Source organism: Amycolatopsis sp. NPDC098790 (assembly GCF_044759945.1).
Lineage (GTDB): Bacteria > Actinomycetota > Actinomycetes > Mycobacteriales > Pseudonocardiaceae > Amycolatopsis.
The window spans coordinates 2,041,596-2,059,197 of the sequence record NZ_JBIWAI010000001.1; the positions used below are offsets into that span (position 1 = coordinate 2,041,596).

Here is a 17,602-nt window from a genome sequence, read left to right on the forward strand (position 1 = left end):
TCAGGGAGATCCCGGGGTTGTCCCCTACGCCTCCCCGATGGTGGGCTTGACGATCTTTTCGCCGTCGGGACCGCGTTCGGGCTTGAGGTCGAAGACGTCTTCGTCGACGGCGTACTTGTTCTTGTGTTCCTTGTCGTCGTCTTTTTTCTTGCCGGCAGCGCCCGCGGCCCCGGCCGCTCCGGCGCCTTTACCCTTCGCAGCCGCGGCGGCGGTGGCGCCGCGTTCGAGCCGTTCGCCGGGCGCCTTCCCACCGGTCTTGCCCGCAGCCTTGCCTTCACCGGCGGCCTCTTTCGGGGCACCGGTGAGGCCGCCCCCGGAGACCCGCGAGCCGGCGAACCCGCTCCCGGCGCGTCCGGCGCCGGACTTGCCGCGGACGGTGTCCCCGCTGCTTCCTCCGGTGGTGCCGGCAGTGGTGCCGGGCATGGCGAGCCCATCGGGAGTCATGCGCGGGAAGGCACTGGGGGCGGGGGTGGCGCGGAAGTTCGTGTTGCCACCGGCGAAGTTGTTGCCGGTGCCACTGGTGACACCCGGCTGCACGAAGTTCGGCGGGGTGGTGCCGGGGGGTGTCACGCCGGGTGGGGTGGTGCCGCCCGGGATGTAGCTGCCACTGGTGCCGCCGATGCCCGTGGTGCCGCCTCCGATGGTGGGGGTGCCGGTGAAGCTGGTGCTGCTGGTGCCGTGGAAGCCGGAGACGGAGGTGGAGTCGTTTCCTAGTTGCGGGGGTGGGGCGTAGGTGGGTTGGGAGCTGGCGGTTTCGTGGTAGGTGCCGTCGAGGTTTTGGAGGACCTGAACGGCTTGCTGGTGAGCGGCGTCGGCTTGTTGCTGCTTGACTTGGATGCCGGCCATGGTGCTGCTCATGCCGATGAGGTTGCCGGAGTTGTACTGCTGTTTGGCCTTGTCGAGCTCGGCTTGCTGGTCGAAGCCGGTGGGCTCGGGCATGTTGGTCTTGGCGTAGTGCGCGGCGGCCGACTGCTGGGAGTAGTGGTTGCTGACCAGCTGCATCGCGTTGCCGGTTTGTTCGGTGTGGCTCGCGGTGTTCTGGAAGAAGCCGTTCGCCTGCTCGGCTGCGGGCCCCTGCCACGAGCCACCGGCAGCGGTTGCGGCGTCACGGAATTGGTTGGAGGCGTCGGCCAGCCAGTTGCCGTAGACGTTGGCCACGCGGCTGCGATCGTTGATGCCCTCGATGTCGAGGTCCTTGTGCACCATGTCGTACAGCACTTCGTGCGGGCTGTTGGCGTAGTTCTCGCCGGGTGCGGGCGAGTCACCCCGCAGGCTTTGCCCCTCCTGCAGGAGTTTCCCTTGCGCGACCGAGTAGTCCGAGGACGCTTGCTGGGTGGCTCGCTGGCCGTCGGCACCTTGGCCGTGGAGCTTTTGGGCGGTTTCCGCGTAGTAGTCACCCTCGGACTGGCGATGCTGCGCCCGGTGCGGCTGACTCATGGCAGGACTCCGTCTCAGTTCTTCGGCAGTAGCGGCTCGATCTTCGCGGCGACGTCTTCGACCAGCTGGCAGGCTTTTGCGGTATCCGAGCCCGATGCCAGCAGCACAAAAGCACGAGAGTTGGGTTTCACTTCCAGCCACACGTCGCACTGCCCGGGTGAGTTCATCGGTTCGCGTTCCATGACCGCGGGCCGCCCGTTGACGTTGCCTTCACTTGCTTGGCTGGGATTACCGACGTTTTCCTTGTACCCCCGCCCCGAGTCCAGGGAAAGGCCGATGTCCACACCTGGTGAATCGCCGGACGTCGGCTTGGTGGTTCGGCAACCTGTCTTCGGGTTCGCGACCAGTGGCTCGGCCTTGGGGTAGTCCTGGCCGGCGAGCGCTTGGTCGATGATCGTGCACGGACTCAGGCCGGCGAACGGGTTGTCGGGGTCCGTGGTCGCGCTCCCGGTGGGAGGAGTGGCCGATCCGGTCGCGGGCGTGCTGGGAGCAGCCTGACCACCGACCTGACTCGTGCAGGCCGTCAAGGCGAGTGCCGCCGCGGCGAGCGCCGCCGCGGTGCGTCGTGCGGTCACTGCTCCTGCAGACCCTTGCTGAGCTGACTGAAAGTCATGCTGTGGGCATCCTCTGTCTCGCGGTAGTTCTTGCGCGCGATCACCATCGCCTCGCGTGCTTGCTGAACCCCGTCGCGCATCCGGAGCAAGTTGGGGATCAACGATTGCTCGTCGCCGTCGGCGACCCTCACGTTGAAGGCGGCGACTGCCTTGGCGTACTCGCTGCCGCCCATCTTGGCTTGAGCCGACAGTTCTCGAACATCGAGGATCATCCGGTTGTAGCCGTCCAGGAAGAAGTCGCAGGCCTTGATGTACGCCTGGAAGCCGGCCTCGTTCACCGCGAACTGGCCGCCCTCGGCGAGCGACTTCAAGTGGTGCCCACCTTCGCTGACCCGCTTGGCGGCCTCGGAGTCGACAGGTCCGTCGACGATCCCCGAGAGGAAGTTGGCTCCCGCGTCACCCTCGCCGGGTGGGGGTGTGAACGATCCCGGTGCGCCGAACTGCGAACCGCCCATGACGCCCTCCCAGCCGTCGTCCAACCACCCTGCGTGGTCCCTTGCACTGTACTAGTGACGAACCGGCGACGTCAGTGGTTCCGGCCACGCTCCAGCAGCCACGTCCGCAGGTGAGAACCATCCGATGGGGTGAACGTCACCCGGGTCTCGTTGCCCGGTAACGACTCGCTGAACATCAGGAACCGGCCGCCCTCGTTGTCCACGAACGTCACCGTTCCCGCCGGCTTCAGCGCCCCAGACGACCGCACTGACAACTCGAACGTCCCGTACCGGTGCAACGGCCACGCCGAGAACTCCGTCGCCGCGTCGGCGTCGCGGCGGGTGCCCGGCTCGATGAACGTCAGCTCGGCCAACGGGACCGGGCGGTACGCCGGCAACATGCCGACCACTAGGTCGACCAGCCGGTCCGGGCGGGTCTGGGCGAACACGACCTCCTCGCCCGCCAGCTCCGAGAACACCCCCAGCCCGTGCCCGACCGCCGCGCGGTAGAACACCTGGCGGCCCTCCTCCGCCGCGCGGACGATGATCAGCACGTCCGGCTGGGTCCACGCCCGCAGCGTCTGCTCCACCTCGATGTCCAGCTTGTCCGGACCCGCCAGGCCGCGCGCCCGCATCGACTCCCACGACGCGGCCGCGATGCGCTCGTTTTCGAGCAGAGTCCGGCCCGGGCTGCGGATTTCGAACGGGTGCCAGTTCGCCGGAAGGCCGGTACGCCGGACCGCCGTGTCGACCTCAGCCAGGCCCAGTGAGAATTCCTCCGGCACGTCCCCGAGCGTAGCGGAACGGCCACCCCGCGCTCAGATGTCGAGCTGCCGCACGCCCGTCTCGCGGAACGTCACCCGGCCGGCCGTCGCCTGTTTGCGCAAGCGGACGATTTCGTGCGGTTGTAACCCGACCGCGACGCCGAACGCCTCCACGTCCGGGAACCCGCCCTGCCGCTGACGCAGCTCCAGCGCCTTCGCCACCTGCTCCGCCGACAACACCCGTGCGAGCTCCGGTCCCGACGCCGAATTGACGTCCAGAAGCGGCGCAGCAGGAGCCGAAACAGCGACCGGAGCAGCGGCTGGAACAGCGACCGGCGGCGGAGCCAGCGCGACGGCGTCAGCGGGCACGTAAGCCTCGATCGTGTCGTTCTGTCGCAAATCCCGGAACGCCAACCCGACCGTGAACGTCCGCGTCCCGCCGTTCGTCCGCACCGCGACCCCGTCCCGCGCCAACGACAGGATCCGCAGGTCCGACGCCACGACCGTGCTGCGCTCGTTGAACGTCGTCCCCACTGGCCGCAGCACCCGCGCCCGCGTGCCGACGGTGAACAGCGACCCGCGCCCCTCCGGGACCTCGACCGCCGCCACCACCGAGCCGTTGCCCAGGTCGTTCAGCCCGTGCACCACGGCGACGCCCTCGCGCCGCTCCAGGTGGTCGTGCGACGGCTCGTCGAACGCGGTCAGCCCGTCACCCGCCATCGGCGGCACGTCGCACTGGAAGCCGAGCAGCACCGTGCCTTGCTGCCCCGCCTGCAGCTCCGAAACCGGCCCGGGACCGAACAGCCCGAGCACCCGCATCGGCTGCCCTCCGCGCGACAGCGCGACCAAAGCGCCGAACCGCAGGACACCGTCCCGGACGACCACCTGGACGTGGAACCCGGTCAGCTGGTCGTAACCCGGCGCGACGACCTGGGCAACGCCGTCCGGCTGACTCAGATCCGGGCCGACCTGGTCGTCGGTGTACAGCTCCAGCGAGTCGCCGCTCCCGAGGTCGCTCCGCCCGACCGCGACGAACACGTCCTTGAGGAACCCGGCGTCGGTCACCGGCTCGACGTCGCTGGAGAAGAACTTCTTCCGCACCATGATCCCGAGGCGCAGGTTGTCGGCCAGAACCCGGTCGCCGCGCAGCAACCGCGCGCGGGCGCCGCGGACGGCGCGCCCCATGCTCACTTGCCCTCCGGGCAGCTCCCCGAGGCCGGGGAGGGCGACCGAGTCGTTGAGCGCCTTGCCGAACTCGATCAGCCCGACCCTGACCTCGGTCACGACGTGGCGGCCAGGGTGACGCTGATCGACTGGTCGGCGTTGACGCGCTCGGATTCGACGACCATCCCGTTCGAGGCCGCGCGTTCCTTCAGCCGCGCGAGCACCGAGCGCTGCACCTCCGCCGCATACGCCTCGTCGACGGACAGCACCAGCCGCTGGGCTTCAGCTTCGGCGAGACCGGGGCCGTCGACGTGGGCCATCTGAACGCCGTCAGGGCCGTAGACGAACGTGATCCGCCGCCCCTCCCACGCGGCGACGACGGAGCCGCCGTCGTCGGTCACCTGCGCCCGCAACCCGGTCAGCGCGCGGGAAAGGAGGTCGCGGTGGCGCATCCGCGTCCGCACGGTGACCACGCCGGCCTGCAGGTGCGCCGCGATCGTGGCGGCGTTGAGCTGGGCCAGCGCCTCGCTGCGCAGCTTGAGCGTGACACTCATCGGTGATCCCTTTCGAGCAGCGCTTCGAGCACTTCGGTGGTGGCGAACCCGTTCAGCTCGATCGCACCGTCCGGGGCGATCGTCAGTTCCAGGCGGTTCGGGGTGGTGAAGATCGACTCGTCGTAGCGGTCGGTGAGGAAGTGGAACCGCTGGTTCTCCGACCCGACCCACGGGCGCGACGGCTCCGGCCGGTCGGCCAGGAAAGGCCCGTCCACCAGCAGATCCGTCGAGTCCAGGAGTTTCGACGGCGGCAGGTCCTCCAGGACGTGCCCGGTGAACGTCATCACCGACAGGCCCTCGGAACGGACCGCGGACGCGAAGAGCCCCAGCGGCCCCGGCTGGTCGAACGGTTCGCCGCCCAGCAGCGTGACGCCTTCGATGCCGGGGATCGCCAGGACGCGCGAAACCAGGTCCGGCCACGCCAACCGGAACCCGCCGCGGGTCGTCCACGTCTGCGGGTTGAAGCAGCCGGGGCAGCGCACCGAGCACCCCTGCGTCCACACCGCGCACCGCAGGCCGGGGCCTTCGGCCGCGGTGACGTCGACGATCCGGTGCAGGTTCAGGAGTTCCATTGCGACTGCTGCTGCGACGCGGTGTTTTCGGTGGAAGCGGACGTTCGCCGGTAGTCCTCGGTGAACTCCGACGTTTCGGTCTCCGCGCCGAGCAGGTCTTCGAGCAGCGGGATGTAGTCGAGGCACTTGGACCCGGTCACGCCGTGCGTTTCGGCGCTGATCGAGCCGTCCTTGCCGATGGTGACGGTCACGCGGTGCGTCATACGTCGATCGTCCTTCCCCTCGGGGACTCCGGCTGCGGCGGGGCGACGGGCGCCTCGACGACGTCGCCGGAGGTGTCCGTCGCTGCGACGGCCCGGGTCTCCGCCCAGTTCCGGATGGCCAGGATTTCGTCGGCCTGGGTGACCGACAGCGGCACGGTCGACTTCACCGCGCGCACGAGGTCGTCGCGCCGCAGCGGCCGCTTCTCGGCGAACGCGTCGACCAGGCCGGCCAGCACGGCCTGCTCGATCTCGGCGCCGCTGTAGCCCGCGCTGACGTCGGCGAGCTCGGCGAACAGCGCGTCGTCGAGACGCAGCTCGCTCGCCACGAACGAGTCGGTGACGCGCCTGCGCAGGTGGATCCGCCAGATCGCGGCGCGTTCGGCCTCCGACGGCAGGTCGACGAAGAAGATCTCGTCGAACCGGCCCTTGCGCAGGAATTCGGGAGGCAGCGAGCCGACCTGGTTCGCGGTGGCCATCACGAACACCGGCGCCGTCTTCTCCTGCATCCACGACAGGAACGTGCCGAACACGCGGCGCGCGGTGCCGCCGTCGCCACCGCCGCCGGCGCCGGCCAGGCCCTTCTCGATCTCGTCGACCCACAGCACGCACGGCGCGATGCCCTCCGCGGTGCGGATGACCGTGCGGATGTTCTTCTCGCTGGAGCCGACCAGCCCGGCGAAGACGCGGCCGAGGTCGAGGCGCAGCAGCGGCAGCCGCCACATGTTCGCGACGCACACCGCGGACAGGCTCTTGCCGCAGCCGGGGACGCCGGTGAGCAGCAGGCCCTTCGGTGCGGCGAGGTTGTACGCCGACGCCGCCGGTGTCCAGGTGCCGGTCCGCTTGGTGAGCCACCGCTTGAGCCGGTCGAGGCCGCCGACGGCGTCGAAGCTCGTCTCCGCCGGCACGATGTCGAGCATCCCGGACCGCCGGACGGCCTGGCGCTTCTCGGCGAGGATCAGTTCGAGGTCGCTGGGGTCGAGGCCGCCGCCCTCGACGAGCGCCCTCGCGAAGGCGTTCTCGGCCTCGGGCAGCGTGAGGCCCCGCGCGGCGGCGACGATCATGTCCCGGTCGTCGCGGTCGATGCTGATCCGGACGTTCTGCCGGTGCGCGGCGACCATGCCGTCGAGCAGCTCGCCGATCTGGCGCTGGTCGGGCAGTGGGAAGTCGACGACGGTGGCGTCGTGCTCCAGTTCGGGCGGCACGGGCAGCGACGGCGAAACGAGGATGAGGCTGAGCGGCACGGGCCGGTTCTTGAACGCGGCGGCGAGCTCACGCAGCCGCCGGACGACGTCGGGATCGGGCCGGTGCCCGCCTTCGGAGACGAGCGAGGGGTGCAGGTCGGCGAAGACGAAGACGGCGGGCTCACCCCAGCCGTAGATCCGTTCGAGCGCGGCGGCCGCGCTGCGGGTCTCGCTGATGGGTGGGCCACCGGCGGGGGCCAGGCCGGTGGTCGAGGACCAGACGTAGACGCGCCGCGGTGTGCGAAGGCGCTGCTGGTCTTCGGCGACCGCGCGGATTTCCCGCAGGACCCGCTGCTCTTCGTGCGTCTCGACGACCAGCAGCGGGTAACGCGCCTGCAGCAACTGGGTCAGCTCGTCGCGGAACCCGGCCATCGATCGCCCCCCTCGAAGTCCGTTCGAACCTTACGCGCCGACGACGAGGACTTCGTAGGTCGGACTGGTGGGCGGGTAGCCGCTGTAGATGTGGGAGTTGACGACGGCCAGGCGGTTGCCGGTCTTGATCGCCGAGACCGGCTGGTCGAACAGCGGGTCGGTGATCGTGCCGTCGGGCCGGCCGTGGCTCAGGTCGCCGTCGAGGCACCACCGGGTGATCTTGTCGTCGAGCTGCACCGCCCAGAGCCGGTTCCCTTCGAGCACGAGGCTGGCGACGCTGGGTGCGTCGACGCCCGCGATCTCCTCGCTGACCCCGGTGCGCGGATCGATCTTGAACACCTTGCCGGGGATCGTCGCGGCCACGAGCAGGGTCTTGCCGGACGGCGTGGCGATGACGTCGTTCATGAAGAAGTTCCCCGGCGAACCGCCCGCCCCCGGCCCGCTCAACGGCAGGGTGCGCGGTGTGCCGAGCCGGCCGGCCACGACCGGCACGAAGAACAGCTGCGGGTGGTAGGAGTCGGTGAACCAGGCGCCCTGCGGCGTCACGACCACGTCGTTGACGTAGGACGTCTCCGGGTCGCCGAAGGTGAAGTCCGCGACCTTCGCCCTGGTGCGGACGTCGTAGACGTAAGCCTTGCCGCCGGCCGCGCCGGCGACGAACAGCAGGCCGTGGCGCCGGTCGAAGTCCACCCCGGCCGCCATGGTGCCGGGCGGTGCCTCGATGAAGCGCTCGGCCGTGCCGCGCCGGAGGTTTTCGCGGAAGATCGTGCCGGCGATGAGGTCGCCGGTGTAGTAGTCACCGCCGCCGGCCGCGGTGATGCCTTCGGCGGACGTCGCGCCGGGCAGCACGATCACCTTCGTCGCCGCCGACGCCGGTGTGGCCGGCACGAGCAGCAAGATCGCCGCGGTCAAGGCCAGGATTCTTCGCATCGGGTCCCCTCCCTTTTCGCAGGTGGATCCTGCCACCGAGCTGGCTGCCCCGGTACCGGGTTCTTAGACTCGGCGGCAGTCACCGCCGACTTCAGGAGGCACCATGCCTGACGCGCCCGCCCTGCCGAGCTACGCCTCGGGGATCTCCGAGGTCCCGCTGCTCGGGGACACCATCGGGGACAACTTCGACCGGACGGTGGCCGCCTTCGGGGAGCGGGACGCCCTCGTCGACCGGACCGCCGGGCGCCGGTGGACCTACCGGGAGCTGGCCGCCGAAGTCGACGCGCTCGCGCTGGGCCTGGTCGCGCAGGGCATCGGGAAGGGCGACCGGGTCGGGATCTGGTCGCCGAACCGGGCCGAGTGGACCTTCCTGCAGTACGCCACCGCCAAGATCGGCGCGATCCTCGTCAACATCAACCCCGCCTACCGGTCGCACGAGCTCGAGTACGTGCTCAACCAGGCCGGCATCCGGCTGCTCGTCGCGTCGGACGCGTTCAAGACGTCCGACTACCCCGCGATGGTCGACGAGGTGCGCGAGAAGTGCACCGCTCTCGAACACGTCGTCATCCTCGGCACCGGGAGCTGGGACGCGCTGCTGGACGCGGGCCGGCAGGGCGACCCGGCGACGCTCGTCGAGAAACAGGCCGCCCTCTCCGCCGACGACCCGATCAACATCCAGTACACCTCCGGGACCACCGGCTTCCCCAAGGGCGCCACGCTGTCCCACCACAACATCCTGAACAACGGCTACTTCGTCGGCGAGCTCTGCAACTACACCGAGCAGGACAAGGTCTGCATCCCGGTGCCCTTCTACCACTGCTTCGGCATGGTGATGGGCAACCTCGCGTGCACCAGCCACGGCTCGTGCATGGTGATCCCCGCGCCGGCGTTCGATCCGAAAGCGACGCTGGAAGCGGTGTCGGCCGAGCAGTGCACGTCCCTCTACGGCGTGCCGACCATGTTCATCGCCGAGCTGAACCACCCGGACTTCGCGAGCTTCGACCTGTCGTCGCTGCGCACCGGCATCATGGCGGGCTCGCCGTGCCCGGTCGAGGTGATGAAGCAGGTCATCGACCGGATGGGCATGGGCGAGGTGTCGATCTGCTACGGCATGACCGAGACGTCGCCGGTGTCGACGCAGACCCGCGCGGACGACTCGATCGAGCGCCGCGTGTCGACCGTCGGACGCGTCGGGCCGCACCTGGAGGTCAAGGTCGTCGACCCGGAGACCGGGCTGACGGTGCCGCGCGGCGAGCCGGGCGAGCTGTGCACGCGCGGCTATTCGGTGATGCTCGGGTACTGGGAGCAGCCGGACAAAACGGCGGAAGCGATCGACAAGGCGCGCTGGATGCACACGGGCGATCTGGCGATCATGGACGGCGACGGCTACCTCAACATCACCGGCCGCATCAAGGACATGGTCATCCGCGGCGGCGAAAACCTGTACCCGCGCGAGATCGAGGAGTTCCTCTACACGCACCCGGACATCCTCGACGCGCAGGTCATCGGCGTCCCGGACGAGAAGTACGGCGAAGAGCTGATGGCCTGGGTCCGGATGCGCGAGGGCGCGGAGCCGTTGACGGCGGAGAGGGTGCGCGAGTTCTGCGAAGGCAAGCTGGCGCGCTACAAGGTCCCGCGGTACGTGCACGTCGTCGAGGAGTTCCCGATGACGGTGACGGGCAAGGTCCGCAAGGTCGAGATGCGCGAGAAGTCGATCAGCCTGCTGGGCTTGGAAAAGGCGGCGGCGACCAAGCACGCCTAAACCGGCCGGGGCGGCCGGGCGTTGACCCTTCGCGGCGGAGGGGGGCGCTTCCACCCGGAAGCGACGGAAGCCGCCGGAGGGGGAGTCATGCTGTCCTGCCTGAAAAAGCCGCTCACCGTGGGGACGCTGCTCGTGGCGGCCGCGGTGGGCCTGCCGGGAGTGGCGGCCGCGGCCACCGTCGCGCCGGTCGACCTGGGCACCCTGCCGGGTGACCGGTTCAGCTCCGTGGCCGCGATCAACGCCGGCGGCACCATGGTCGGCGAGTCGTACCCGCAGGACGTGCGCCTGCGGTACCACCCGGTGAAGTGGGACCGGCAGGGCCGGATCAGCGCCCTGCCGACGCTCGGCGGCGAGCTGGGCAGCGCGGTCGCCGTCAACGACGCCGGCGTGGCCGTGGGCTGGGCCCAGGACGGGAACGGCGACCAGCACGCGGTCCGCTGGGCCCCGGACGGCTCGGTCACCGCGCTGCCGTGGGCGGGGTCTTCCGACGCGGTCGTCATCAGCCGGACCGGCGTGGTCGCCGGCGGCGGCAGCGACTCGCAGGGGACGTACGTCGCGCTGCGCTGGGCTCCGGACGGCTCGGTCACCCGGCTCGCGTCGCTGCCCGGCGGCAGGCAGGCCACCGTCACCGGGATCACCGGGGACGGCGCGCTGATCAGCGGCGACGCCGTGGACGCCGCCGGCAACCAGCACGCGGTCCGCTGGAGCGCCACCGGCGCGATCACCGATCTCTCGCCGGGCAACCAGGGCAACCCCGGCGCCACGGCGGCCGCGATCAACGACTTCGGGGTGATCGCCGGGACCGTCACCGAGGCCGGTTGGCCCGCCCCGGTGGCTTGGACGCGGGACGGCAGGCAGGTGCGGCTCGGCTGGCCGGCGTCACCGGCCTCCGCGACGCCACTGGCGATCAACCGCGCCGGGGTGGTCGTCGGCAGCGGGTACGTCGACTTCGCCGAGTACCGGGCCCTGCGCTGGACCGCCGGCGGGGTGACCGTGCTGGAGAGCGAGCGGCGTTCGGAGGCGGTGGCGCTCAACGCGTCGGGCACGGCGGTCGGCAACGTCGAATCGGTGGCGGCCCGCTGGGACGCCGACGGCACGGAGACGAACCTCGGCGCCCTGCCCGGCGGTGAGTACAGCTGGGCGACCGGGATCGCCCCCGACGGCACGATCATCGGGCGGTCCGACCTGGACTACGGCTGGCACGCGGTCTACTGGCCGGCCGGCTGAAATCCACGAGGGGCACCTGCGCGGGTGCCCCTCGTGGCACGCCTCAGGAGACCGCCGCGGCCGCTTCCGCGATGGCCTTCGCGTCTTCCTCGCCGAAGGTCTCTTCGAGGTGCTCCGGCGAGTAGTCCAGGTCGATCTGCTCCACCGGCATCCCACGCGCCGACTCGATCGCGCCCAGGCGGCGCTGGGCCCGGTCCGCCGCGTACTGGATGATCTCCTCCGGGTCGTTGTCGAACGGGACCTCCTCGAACTGGTCCTGCACCCACTGGATCATGTTCAGCGCGTGGGGCAGCAGCTCACCCATCCGCTGCTGGACCGCGTCCCACAGCGAGTCGTCCGCGGCGACGTGGCGGCGGCACGTGAACGTCCCCCACGCCATGTGGCGGCGCTCGTCGTCGCCGATGCGGCGGACCAGTTCCTGCATGCCCGGCAGGATGTCGTTCTGCGTGCAGATCAGCTGCCACGAGTAGTACCCCGTCAGCGCGAGGCTGCCCTCGATCACGTGGTTGTACGTCACGCTCGCGCGGATCTGGTTGAGCGGGCTGGGATCGTCCTCCAGCGCCCGCAGCGACTGCGGTAGCTCCTCGTAGAACAGCTTGCGGTAGTGCGGGTTTTCGGCGACGTACGGGTGGAGGTCCTCCGTCAGCCCGACCGCGTCCATCCAGCGGCGGAACACTTCCGTGTGCTTGGCCTCCTCGAAGCAGAACTGCGTCAGGTACATCTCGTCGCCGAAGCGGCCGGTCGCCGACATCGCGCGCATGAACGGCTGGATGTCCTCGGTGACGGCCTCTTCGCCGGCGATGAACTGCGCGACCAGGTACGTCGTACTGCGTTTCTGCTCGTCGTTCAGCGTGTCCCAGCCCTCGCGCTCGCGGCTGAAGTCGATGTCGGCCGGGTTCCAGAACTTCTTGTTGCCCTTGACGAACAGCCGCAGCGGGAACGAATCCCAGTTCAGCCCGCCCTTGCGCAGCGAGGAGAAGCCGGTCCGCAGTTCGGAGAGCGTGTCGGTCATCGTTTCACTCCATTGTGGACGAATTGGCGGATGACGGGTTCGAGCACGGTGGTGACGGAGTCGGCGGCCTCCGTCGCCGAGTGCGTCGGGAGCACCAGGTGTGACAGGGAAAGCCGCACGACGGTCTCCGCGAGCAGGGCGGCGGCTTCGGCCGAGAGCCCCGGTTCGAATTCGCGGTACTGCTCGGCGGCGAGGTCCGCGGCCGCGGTGAGGATCGGCTCGCCCCGGCTCGTCAGCAGCGGCAGCAGGTCTTCGCCCGCTTCGGTGCCGAGCGCCGCCGCGACCAGGCGGTTCTCCCGCGCGTGCTCGATCGTGTAGACGACGGCGTGGTGGATGCCCGCGAGCAGCCCGTCCGCCGTTTCGAACCGCTGCCGGATCCCGTCGAGGAACTCCGCCGCGGTGCGCAGCGCCACCGCCTGGGTCAGCGCCGCCTTGTTGCCGAACTCGTTGTAGACGGTTTGCCTGCTCACGCCGGCTTTCGCTGCGACGTCGGCCATCCGCAGACCCGCGTGCCCGCGGTCCGGCAGCAGGTCGGCCGCGGCGTCGAGGAGCGCTTCCCGCAGGGACGCCTTCGTCCGGTCAGTGAAGCTGGTCACACCCTCACCTTGACACAGTCACGTCCGCTGTCAAGGTGCTGTACATGATCAGCTCATGTGTAAAACTGTCGGTGGTCGCCAGTACCGTGTGGAGCGTGGGCATCACGGTGGGGTTCGACCTCGACATGACACTGATCGACGCGCGGCCGGGCATGGCCGCGGCGATGAACGCGCTCGGCGCCGAATCCGGCCTGCCGCTGGACGGTGACGCGTTCGCGGCCAACCTCGGCCCGCCGCTCGACGACATCCTGCGCGGCTTCGAGGCGCCGGAAGAACGCATCCCAGGGCTCGTCGACCGGTTCCGCGCGATGTACCCCGAAGTGGTCGTGCCGAGCACGGTCGCGCTGCCGGGCGCGGTCGAGTCGCTCCGCGCGGTGCGAAAGGCGGGCGGGCGCACCCTGGTCGTCACCGGGAAGTACGGGCCGAACGCGCAGCTGCACGTCGACGCGCTCGGCTTGGACGTCGACGAGGTCGTCGGCGAGCTGTGGTCGACGCGGAAGGCCGAGGCCCTCCTGGCGCACGACGCGCGCGTGTATGTCGGAGATCACGCGGGTGACATCCGGGGCGCCTTGGCGGCCAACGCGATCGCGGTCGGCGTCACGACGGGTCCGTGCGACCGCACGCTCCTGCTGAGCGAAGGAGCGGAGGTGGTGTTCGAGTCGCTGACGGAGTTCCCGGAGTGGTTCGAGAAGACGTTCGCCGCGGTCTCTTAGTTCTTGGCGCGAGCCTCGCGGACCAGGGCGATCAGGCCCAGCAGCAGGCCCAGCGGCGTGACGACCCCGGCGCCGACGGACAGCCAGATCGGCAGGTTCTCGAGGCCGGCGGCGAACAGGATGAACACGGTGAGCACCGCCAGCATGCCGATGCCGAACAAGCCGATGCCGACGCGCATCAGGAACGGTTTGCCGGTGGCGGCCACGGCGGCCTCCTTCGTCGCCTTACTCATGAAGCAGAGGGTATCCGGCGGTATCGACTTCTCCCCAGGGCATGTGGCGAGATACCCTTTACCCAGCGCGCCCTGGGTACGCCCCCGGGCGCGTTCGTCGTGAGCGGGACACAGAAGGACTGGTGAGGGAAGTGCCGACCGGCAAGGTCAAGTGGTACGACGCGGAGAAGGGGTTCGGGTTCGTCACGCAGGACGGTGGCGCCGACGTCTACATTCGCAAGGCCGCGCTGCCGCAGGGCGTCGAGGGGCTCAAAGCCGGGCAGCGGCTGGAGTTCGGCGTCGCCGACGGCCGCCGCGGGCCGCAGGCGCTCTCCGTCCGGCTGCTCGACCCGCCGCCGTCCGTCGCCGAGGCGCGCCGCCGCCCCGCGGAGGAACTGCACGGCCTGATCGAGGACATGATCAAGCTCCTCGAGCTGAAGGTGCAGCCGGACCTGCGGCGCAACCGCTACCCGGACCGCAAGCACACCAAGCAGATCGGCGAGATCATGCGCGCGGTGGCCCGGGACTTGGATCCCTAAAGAGCGATCCCTACGCCTCCAGCCGCAGACCCCAGACGTCGCTGGGCAGCAGGCCCGACTCGCCGGTGCTCGAGTTGAGCACGGCCGTGTACTTCTGCACGTCCACCGCGGAAATGCGGTCGGCGGGCGTCGGCGGCGTCACGGTGTAGGCGTAGCGGTCCAGCGACGTGAACGGGATCGGGTCGCTCTGCTTGTACTCGCCCTGCGGGGTGACGTACTCGTAGACGATCTGCCACGGCGCCTCGGCGACCTCGCCGGGCACGGAGATCTGCACGGGCTTGCCCGGGCGGACCTTCAGCGTGCGCGTGTCGCCCTTGGCGCTGCACGGCTGCGCGAGCTGCTGGGAGTAGTCGCACGTCAGCACCGGCGTGGTGTTGATCGTGTGGCCGTCGGCGTAGAACGTGACCTCGGCCGGGCCGGGTGCCGAGCAGCCGGCCACCGCGAACCCACCGGCCGCAAGCAGGGCCACCACCCGGGAACGTCGCATGCCGCGGAGCCTACCGGCGGGGCGCGGCGTCCCTGGGCAGGCCCTGGGCCGGGAAGCTGCCGGTCGGCTCGGGGCGCAGCGGCCGGTCGCCGCCGAGGCCCGGCACGAGCGAACCGCCGCGGCGCACCAGGTACGTCTGCGTGAGGCCGACGGCCAGCACGATCGTGATCACCAGGAAGCCGATCCAGTACGTCGGCGGCAGCAGCAGGCCCGCGCCGCCGCCGAGGCACCAGGCCAGCTGCAGCACGGTCTCCGAGCGGCCGAACGCCGACGCGCGCGACTCCTCCGGCAGGTCCTCCTGGATGACGGCGTCGAGGCTGATCTTGGCCAGCGCGCTGGCCGTCGCGCCGACCAGGCCGACGATCGCGGCCGTGGCGAGGCCGGGCAAGATCGTCGCGACCAGCGCGGCGAGCACGCAGCCCGCCACGCAGCCGACGATCACCTGGTCGGGGCTGCCGAAGTGCAGGCGCGAGCCCAGCGCGTTGCCGAGGAAGCCGCCGGCGCCCGCGGCGGCGCCGATCACGCCGAGCAGCAGCAGCTGCATGAACGGCGTCTGCCCGCTGCCCTCGGTCTGGGCCTTGACCGCGAACGCGGCGAACATCATCAGGAAGCCGGTGAGGACGCGCACCGAGCCGTTGCCCCACAGCGCGACGACGATGTGGCGCCCCAGCGGCTGGCGCCGCTTCTTCTCGGTGGGGTGCGCGGAAAGCGACGTCGGGACCTCGCCCTCGGTCGCCTCCACCCAGGCCGGGATGCGCATCGACTGCACGGCGGCGGCGACGCAGATCAGCGCCGTGAACCACAGCGCGCCGGCCGAGCCGGCGATCGCGTTGACGCCACTGGCCAGCGCGCCGAACGCGCCCGCGGCGACCAGGCCGAACGTCGTCAGCCGGGCGTTGGTCTTGGAGAGCGTGATCTCCGACGGCAGCACGCGAGGGGTCACGGCGGCCTTGAGCACGGTGAACGACTTGGACAGCACCATCATCCCGAGCGCGGCGGGGTAGAGCAGCCAGTCGTCGAAGTGCAGGGCCATCACGACGGCCATCAGGCCCTGGCCGACCGAAGACGCGCACATCGCCAGCCGCCGGCCGCGCTGCACCCGGTCGAGCGCGGGCCCGATCACCGGCGCGACCAGCGCGAACGGCGCGATCGTGATGAGCAGGTAGAGCGCGACCTTGCCCTTGCTCTCCCCGCTGGTCGCGGCGAAGAAGAGGGTGTTGGCCAGCGCAATGGCCATCGCCGCGTCGCTGGCGTAGTTCAGCATCACGGCGTAGGTCAGCGAGGTCAGGCCGGACTTTTCGGCGCCGTCGGCCTTCGTCGCGCGCTGGAAGGCGCCGACGGCCTGGCCGGTCAGCTGCCGGCTGCGCATCGCCGCGACCCGCGTGACGGTGATCTTCTTCGGCAGCTTCGGCGTGCCGCCGGGCGTCTGCGGTTCCTCGCGCGGCGGCAGGGGCGCCGGCTCCGGCGGCCGGGGCTCGCCCGCGTAGCCACCGGTGTCGTAGTGCTCGTACTCGCCGCTGCCGGGACGGCGTTCGCCCTGGTAGAAGCCGGGCGGCTCGCGACGGACCGGCTCGGTGCGGTTCGGGTCGTGCGGCGGGTAGGGCCGCGCCCCGCGTGGCGGCGGGGGTGGTGGCGGCCGGTGCCCGGTCGGCGCGGCGGCGGTCGGGGCTTCGTTGGCGTCGAAGTACGCGGCGCGCGGTGGGGCGTCGTAGTACTCGCCGCGCTGGACGGGCCGCTCCACGCGGGTGGGCGGCGGCGCGCTGCGGTGCTCGACGCGGGTGTCGTCCGCGCGCGGGGGTGCGGCGGCCTCGCGCCACGGCTTGGCCTGGCCGGCGCCCGGCTCCGGCGTCCAGCGTCGCTTCGACTTCCGGCCGCGTTGCTGCGAGCCGTCGGAGCGGGAGCCGAAGAGTGCCACGTCTCAATCCTGCCTTACCGGGGGGCGGTTCCGCCTGCTCATCCGTGCTTTACGCGTTCTTCGGGACGAACCTCACCCGGAACGTGACCGGCCACTGCTTCCCGGTGAGCAAGTATTCGTCGGTGCCCGGGACGGCCGCTATGCCATTGAGGACGTCTTCGGCGCCGGTTGCGTTCACTTGGGCGCGCAGCTGGCCAGCGTCGATCGTGCCGGTGACGTGCCCGGTGGCGGCGTCGATCCGCAGGGCGGTGTCGGTGTGCCAAACGTTTGCGTAGACGTCACCGCCGACGCATTCGAGCTCGTTGAGCTGGTCGCGCCCGACGTCGACGCTCCCGGTGACGGCGAAGGTCTCGGGGTCGCGGAAGGTGAGCCGCGAGGAGCCGTTGCTCATGACGAGCCGTCCGCCGGCCTGGTGGCAGAGGCCCCAGCCCTCGCCGTCGTACTTGACGCGGCGCAGCTCGGCGAGGGTTTTCGAGTCGCGTTCGATGGCGACGCCGTCCTGCCAGGTGAGCTGCCAGAGCGTCGGACCGAGGACGGTGACGCCCTCGCCGAAGAGGGGAGCGGGGAGGGTGGCTTTGGTCGCGGGCGGGCCGCCGGCCGGACCCGCGGTGAGCGTCGACTGCCCGGCGAGGCCGGTGCTTTCGTAGAGGACGTCGCCGGCGAACTCGAGGCCTTCGGTGAAGGCGGCGGGGTCGTGCGGCAGGGTCGAGACGACCTGGACGGTGAGCTGTTCGGGAGCGGTGTCTCGGCCGGGTTCTTGGCCGGGTTCTTGGCCGGGGGCGGCGGCACAGCCGCTCAGCGCGGCGGCTGCCAGCAGGGTGGTGAGGATCGGCGTGCGCACGATGAACAGCCTG

General features: G+C 70.5%; 20 protein-coding genes. 4 read left to right on the forward strand and 16 right to left on the reverse strand.

Annotation, left to right across the window (positions count from 1 at the left end):
- Window positions 1–24 precede the first annotated feature (24 nt).
- Genes ACIQWX_RS10240 through ACIQWX_RS10285 form a run of 10 tightly spaced genes read right to left on the reverse strand, consistent with a single transcriptional unit; the run spans window position 25 to window position 8,285 of the window.
- A complete protein-coding gene (locus tag ACIQWX_RS10240) occupies window positions 25–1,437 on the reverse strand; it encodes a hypothetical protein (RefSeq protein WP_400867915.1) in 1,413 nt (470 codons plus the stop codon).
- A gap of 14 nt (window positions 1,438–1,451) precedes the next feature.
- Window positions 1,452–2,012, reverse strand: coding sequence for a DUF3558 family protein (locus ACIQWX_RS10245; protein ID WP_400867917.1), 561 nt, complete (start codon window positions 2,010–2,012; stop codon window positions 1,452–1,454).
- A complete protein-coding gene (locus ACIQWX_RS10250) occupies window positions 2,009–2,530 on the reverse strand; it encodes a hypothetical protein (protein WP_400867919.1) in 522 nt (173 codons plus the stop codon). The genes ACIQWX_RS10245 and ACIQWX_RS10250 overlap by 4 nt, the downstream gene beginning before the upstream one ends.
- A 47-nt stretch (window positions 2,531–2,577) precedes the next feature.
- Window positions 2,578–3,270, reverse strand: a complete 693-nt coding sequence (locus tag ACIQWX_RS10255; protein WP_400867921.1) for an ESX secretion-associated protein EspG — start codon at window positions 3,268–3,270, stop codon at window positions 2,578–2,580.
- A 33-nt stretch (window positions 3,271–3,303) separates the two neighbouring features.
- Complete coding sequence (locus ACIQWX_RS10260; RefSeq protein WP_400867923.1) at window positions 3,304–4,533, reverse strand: hypothetical protein; 1,230 nt, start codon at window positions 4,531–4,533, stop codon at window positions 3,304–3,306.
- Window positions 4,530–4,967 carry a hypothetical protein gene (locus tag ACIQWX_RS10265; RefSeq protein WP_400867925.1) on the reverse strand — a complete coding sequence of 146 codons (438 nt, stop codon included), beginning with the start codon at window positions 4,965–4,967 and terminating at the stop codon, window positions 4,530–4,532. Before ACIQWX_RS10265 ends, ACIQWX_RS10260 begins: the two co-directional genes overlap by 4 nt.
- A complete protein-coding gene (locus tag ACIQWX_RS10270) occupies window positions 4,964–5,539 on the reverse strand; it encodes a 4Fe-4S single cluster domain-containing protein (RefSeq protein WP_400867927.1) in 576 nt (191 codons plus the stop codon). Before ACIQWX_RS10270 ends, ACIQWX_RS10265 begins: the two co-directional genes overlap by 4 nt.
- A complete protein-coding gene (locus ACIQWX_RS10275) occupies window positions 5,527–5,742 on the reverse strand; it encodes a DUF2997 domain-containing protein (RefSeq protein ID WP_400867929.1) in 216 nt (71 codons plus the stop codon). Before ACIQWX_RS10275 ends, ACIQWX_RS10270 begins: the two co-directional genes overlap by 13 nt.
- Window positions 5,739–7,355 (reverse strand): AAA family ATPase, encoded by a 1,617-nt coding sequence (locus ACIQWX_RS10280; RefSeq protein WP_400867931.1) that lies wholly within the window; start codon window positions 7,353–7,355, stop codon window positions 5,739–5,741. Before ACIQWX_RS10280 ends, ACIQWX_RS10275 begins: the two co-directional genes overlap by 4 nt.
- A 30-nt stretch (window positions 7,356–7,385) precedes the next feature.
- On the reverse strand, window positions 7,386–8,285 hold the full coding sequence (locus ACIQWX_RS10285) for a hypothetical protein (protein WP_400867933.1): 900 nt from the start codon (window positions 8,283–8,285) through the stop codon (window positions 7,386–7,388).
- 103 nt (window positions 8,286–8,388) lie between these two features.
- On the opposite strand from ACIQWX_RS10285, the gene ACIQWX_RS10290 reads away from it, so the two are divergent.
- Window positions 8,389–10,047, forward strand: coding sequence for an AMP-binding protein (locus tag ACIQWX_RS10290; RefSeq protein ID WP_400867935.1), 1,659 nt, complete (start codon window positions 8,389–8,391; stop codon window positions 10,045–10,047).
- 87 nt (window positions 10,048–10,134) lie between these two features.
- On the forward strand, window positions 10,135–11,274 hold the full coding sequence (locus ACIQWX_RS10295) for a hypothetical protein (RefSeq protein ID WP_400867937.1): 1,140 nt from the start codon (window positions 10,135–10,137) through the stop codon (window positions 11,272–11,274).
- A gap of 43 nt (window positions 11,275–11,317) precedes the next feature.
- Here the strand turns inward: ACIQWX_RS10295 and ACIQWX_RS10300 are convergent, their stop codons facing one another.
- Both ACIQWX_RS10300 and ACIQWX_RS10305 read right to left on the reverse strand, forming a co-directional pair.
- Window positions 11,318–12,286 (reverse strand): R2-like ligand-binding oxidase, encoded by a 969-nt coding sequence (locus tag ACIQWX_RS10300; protein WP_400867939.1) that lies wholly within the window; start codon window positions 12,284–12,286, stop codon window positions 11,318–11,320.
- Window positions 12,283–12,882: a TetR/AcrR family transcriptional regulator gene (locus ACIQWX_RS10305; RefSeq protein ID WP_086675184.1), complete on the reverse strand. Its 600-nt coding sequence runs from the start codon at window positions 12,880–12,882 to the stop codon at window positions 12,283–12,285. Before ACIQWX_RS10305 ends, ACIQWX_RS10300 begins: the two co-directional genes overlap by 4 nt.
- A 95-nt stretch (window positions 12,883–12,977) precedes the next feature.
- Between ACIQWX_RS10305 and ACIQWX_RS10310 the strand changes: the two genes are divergently transcribed.
- The gene (locus ACIQWX_RS10310) at window positions 12,978–13,595 is read left to right on the forward strand and encodes an HAD family hydrolase (RefSeq protein ID WP_400867942.1); all 618 of its coding nucleotides are present in this window, start codon (window positions 12,978–12,980) and stop codon (window positions 13,593–13,595) included.
- Here the strand turns inward: ACIQWX_RS10310 and ACIQWX_RS10315 are convergent.
- Window positions 13,592–13,828 (reverse strand): hypothetical protein, encoded by a 237-nt coding sequence (locus ACIQWX_RS10315; protein WP_372670300.1) that lies wholly within the window; start codon window positions 13,826–13,828, stop codon window positions 13,592–13,594. The genes ACIQWX_RS10310 and ACIQWX_RS10315 overlap by 4 nt on opposite strands.
- Window positions 13,829–13,959: 131 nt before the next feature.
- On the opposite strand from ACIQWX_RS10315, the gene ACIQWX_RS10320 reads away from it, so the two are divergent.
- Window positions 13,960–14,346 (forward strand): cold-shock protein, encoded by a 387-nt coding sequence (locus ACIQWX_RS10320; RefSeq protein WP_086861937.1) that lies wholly within the window; start codon window positions 13,960–13,962, stop codon window positions 14,344–14,346.
- A 10-nt stretch (window positions 14,347–14,356) separates the two neighbouring features.
- On the opposite strand, the gene ACIQWX_RS10325 is transcribed toward ACIQWX_RS10320, so the two are convergent.
- From ACIQWX_RS10325 to ACIQWX_RS10335, 3 genes are read right to left on the reverse strand one after another with little or no spacing between them, the layout of a single operon-like run.
- Window positions 14,357–14,833: a DUF2771 family protein gene (locus ACIQWX_RS10325; RefSeq protein WP_400867944.1), complete on the reverse strand. Its 477-nt coding sequence runs from the start codon at window positions 14,831–14,833 to the stop codon at window positions 14,357–14,359.
- Between the two features lie 10 nt (window positions 14,834–14,843).
- Window positions 14,844–16,748 (reverse strand): MFS transporter, encoded by a 1,905-nt coding sequence (locus ACIQWX_RS10330; RefSeq protein WP_400867946.1) that lies wholly within the window; start codon window positions 16,746–16,748, stop codon window positions 14,844–14,846.
- Window positions 16,749–16,797: 49 nt separating this feature from the next.
- Window positions 16,798–17,589, reverse strand: coding sequence for a glutaminyl-peptide cyclotransferase (locus ACIQWX_RS10335; protein WP_400867948.1), 792 nt, complete (start codon window positions 17,587–17,589; stop codon window positions 16,798–16,800).
- Window positions 17,590–17,602 lie beyond the last annotated feature (13 nt).

Coding starts and splice junctions, on each gene's coding strand:
- ACIQWX_RS10240 (WP_400867915.1), bottom strand. CDS start 1,437: ATGAGTCAGCCGCACCGGGCGCAGCATCGCCAGTCCGAGGGTGACTAC.
- ACIQWX_RS10265 (WP_400867925.1), bottom strand. CDS start 4,967: ATGAGTGTCACGCTCAAGCTGCGCAGCGAGGCGCTGGCCCAGCTCAAC.
- ACIQWX_RS10270 (WP_400867927.1), bottom strand. CDS start 5,539: ATGGAACTCCTGAACCTGCACCGGATCGTCGACGTCACCGCGGCCGAA.
- ACIQWX_RS10275 (WP_400867929.1), bottom strand. CDS start 5,742: ATGACGCACCGCGTGACCGTCACCATCGGCAAGGACGGCTCGATCAGC.
- ACIQWX_RS10280 (WP_400867931.1), bottom strand. CDS start 7,355: ATGGCCGGGTTCCGCGACGAGCTGACCCAGTTGCTGCAGGCGCGTTAC.
- ACIQWX_RS10285 (WP_400867933.1), bottom strand. CDS start 8,285: ATGCGAAGAATCCTGGCCTTGACCGCGGCGATCTTGCTGCTCGTGCCG.
- ACIQWX_RS10290 (WP_400867935.1), top strand. CDS start 8,389: ATGCCTGACGCGCCCGCCCTGCCGAGCTACGCCTCGGGGATCTCCGAG.
- ACIQWX_RS10295 (WP_400867937.1), top strand. CDS start 10,135: ATGCTGTCCTGCCTGAAAAAGCCGCTCACCGTGGGGACGCTGCTCGTG.
- ACIQWX_RS10300 (WP_400867939.1), bottom strand. CDS start 12,286: ATGACCGACACGCTCTCCGAACTGCGGACCGGCTTCTCCTCGCTGCGC.
- ACIQWX_RS10315 (WP_372670300.1), bottom strand. CDS start 13,828: ATGAGTAAGGCGACGAAGGAGGCCGCCGTGGCCGCCACCGGCAAACCG.
- ACIQWX_RS10325 (WP_400867944.1), bottom strand. CDS start 14,833: ATGCGACGTTCCCGGGTGGTGGCCCTGCTTGCGGCCGGTGGGTTCGCG.